Annotated in this window: 4 protein-coding genes; 2 read left to right on the top strand and 2 right to left on the bottom strand. The window is 61.1% G+C overall.

Annotation, left to right across the window (positions count from 1 at the left end; translation table 11 throughout):
- A partial coding sequence (locus AC1DY5_RS50590; protein WP_478121843.1) for an ABC transporter substrate-binding protein occupies nucleotides 1–582 on the top strand: 582 nt, incomplete at its 5' end.
- 461 nt (nucleotides 583–1,043) lie between these two features.
- Here the strand turns inward: AC1DY5_RS50590 and AC1DY5_RS50595 are convergent.
- Entirely contained in the window at nucleotides 1,044–1,424 is a 381-nt protein-coding gene (locus AC1DY5_RS50595) for a type II toxin-antitoxin system HicB family antitoxin (RefSeq protein WP_478121844.1), read from the bottom strand.
- Nucleotides 1,425–1,453: 29 nt separating this feature from the next.
- Complete coding sequence (locus AC1DY5_RS50600) at nucleotides 1,454–1,642, bottom strand: type II toxin-antitoxin system HicA family toxin (protein WP_478121845.1); 189 nt, start codon at nucleotides 1,640–1,642, stop codon at nucleotides 1,454–1,456.
- 558 nt (nucleotides 1,643–2,200) lie between these two features.
- Here AC1DY5_RS50600 and AC1DY5_RS50605 point away from each other — a divergent pair.
- Nucleotides 2,201–2,650, top strand: coding sequence for a hypothetical protein (locus AC1DY5_RS50605; protein WP_478121846.1), 450 nt, complete (start codon nucleotides 2,201–2,203; stop codon nucleotides 2,648–2,650).
- Nucleotides 2,651–2,663 lie beyond the last annotated feature (13 nt).

The following is a 2,663-nucleotide window of genomic DNA, read 5'->3' on the forward strand; positions in this document are numbered from 1 at the left end:
GGCGGCAACATCACAGGTGTCACTTCGATTGCTCCGCAACTGGCTGCGAAGCGATTGGCGTCGCTCAAGGAAGTAGTGCCCGCGATGGTCCGGGTTGCCGTCCTTGCGAACGCCGCGACTCCGCCCGCCGAAATCGCAATTCAGGAACTGGAAGCGACAGCAAAGGTCCTCGGTGTGCAGATCCAGTCGGTTCCAATCCAAGGCGTCAAGGGTATCGAGGAGGCGTTCGGCGAAATTTCGCGCCAGAATTCTGATGGAATTCTCGTTTTTCCAGACCCGCTAACGTTCTCGAACGAAGTGGCGATCATCGGCTTCGCCCTGAAAAGTCGGATTCCCGCGTTGTACGGGGCAATGGAATTCGTGCAGGCGGGCGGCCTCATGTCATACGGTCCGAACTACCAGGAGATGTTCCGACGGGGTGCGAATTACGTCGACCGAATCCTGAAAGGTGCAAAGCCCAGCGACTTGCCGATCGAACAGCCCACGCGTTTCGAGTTCGTGCTCAACCTCAAGACCGCCCAGGCGCTCGGTCTCACCATCCCGCAGTCGGTGCTACTGCGCGCCGACCGGGTGATCGAGTGACCGCTGATGGCCGAGACCGGCTGTCGGCGCAGGAGGAGCCGAAGTCGGCGTAGCTTTCGGCGTAGCTTTGCGCCGAACTTACCTATTTCCCCTGTGACAGACCGGGAGCCATCATGGGCGTGTGGCCGGAAAGAGCAGGCTTCGCGAGCGCTTGAGCGGAGGGCTTTTGGCGCTATCCCGTTGATTTCATTGGGGATCTCGCGATTCATGAGGGTCTGATTCAACTTGCGGGTACCTATCAAGACTTGGCTGCACTTGCGCGAGAAGCGTCGGTCTGACCTGCTGATTCGGAAAGTTGCGCCTGGGGAGCGCAACGGGACATCAGGAAAGCTACGGCGGCAGGCGACATAAATGCGCGAGGACGCGCGCTGCAAAGCTCTTGCAGGCGGGCCCGCACATTATGGTGGACCGTTGTGCGACATCGGCTCGAGGCCGAACATCACCCGCCCCCACCGGCATCCTTAGCCTTGCATCGCGGCGCGGGCCGCGTCGGCGAGGAAGCGGCTGCGATTGGTGTTGTGCGACTGCGTGTAGGCATTGATTCTGGCCAAGAGGCGGCCTGGCAGCGTGATGTTGATCTTCTCTGCCTTTCCTTCGTAGCGCGTTACGTCCAGTTCGACGACTCCCCACGTCCAGCCCGCGTACTTGGGGTCGGCCATGTGCATCGCCATCGACTTCGGCGTGGGAATTTCGGCGCCATCTTCGGCCAACGCCTCCAAAAAAGCGTCGATCGCTTCCTTTGCGTTGTCGAAGGCCTCTTCAAGCGTGTCACCCGCCGAAAAGCATCCCGGCAGATCAGGCACAGCCACGCCGAAGGCCGTCTTGTCGGTTCCGGGCTCCATGGCAATGAGGAATTTCACGATCGACTCCTTTACTTCAATCCGGCCTGCTTGAGAAGCTTCTGGACGAGGCCGATGCCCAGGTCTTTCTTTGGATGCGGCACGGTGATGTGACCCGGCTCGACAGGGTGATTGAATACATGGTGACTGCCGCGGACCGAGCGCAGCGCCCAGCCTTCGACATCGGCTTCGAGCTTCTTGACGATGTCAGAGCTGCGCATGGTGGTTATTATACCTACTTTTTATCAATAATAACCACCATACCCACCAGATCTGAGGCCCCCTGAACGGTCCACGCCCTCGTTCGCCGAAGCTCGGTCAAGCCCCGGCGCAAGCTGACGACTCCCTGACGCTTGCCCGCTGAATCTGTCGAATTCGACCAGGGTGTGATGCACATCGATGACGCGTCGACTTCAACAAGGCCTTTTTGACAACTCAAGGTACGCCGGACACGAGGGCACGCAATGGTCGGCTTCGCGAATTGCTTGCAATTAGCGCAGAAAGTTCTCGGCCTTGGCCAGACATTGGCCGCTTCGCGCTCAAGCGTTTCGATAAATGCTGTTGCCGTTGGCTATCAACGATGCATTCAAGGGAAGCGATGAGGGAACATGACGACAGCGGCGGCTGAATCTTGATCGGACTGCTGGCGCTACCTTAGCGCTCGGCGACGGGCTGCCCATGCGCCGCAAGCGGTTGCATGGACAAACACTYCAGAAGGCGCGCCGCCGGGACGCGCAGCGACCCCGCGGTGATCGGTGCTTGGCTGGCGAGTTGTTGTTGTGCACTGCTCGCTTGCAGCGACGGCGGACGACAGCGGTGCCTGCAGCGACGGCGCCCGCTGCAACTGTGCCCGTTCCATCAGCTCCTGCCGCGGGGATGCCGCCCCTGCGCCGGCCAGTGAGACGCTCGCCTTCATCCTCCTGGGCGAGATGGTGCTGACCACCGTCGTCCGACGAGGGGACAACACCGACTTCGCGGTGCGCCAGACGGACAAGGCCGACTTCGACCGGTTGATCCTGAAGCCGGCGTCCCGCTTGCACGAGCGATGGGACATCAAGGAGCGCCCCGAACAAGCGCCCTTCATCGGATGCGCATCGGCCCTCGCGCACTTTGTCGAACATCCGAAGGACGCTTTCGAGGCGCGCCAGATTCCGGTGCCGCGCCCCGAGCTGGAGGAGGCAAAGCGGCTCTGCATCGACGCCGAGGAGGCGCTGCCAACGGCCTCTTGACAAGACGATGCCC

This window comes from Variovorax sp. P4_D9, assembly GCF_056401695.1.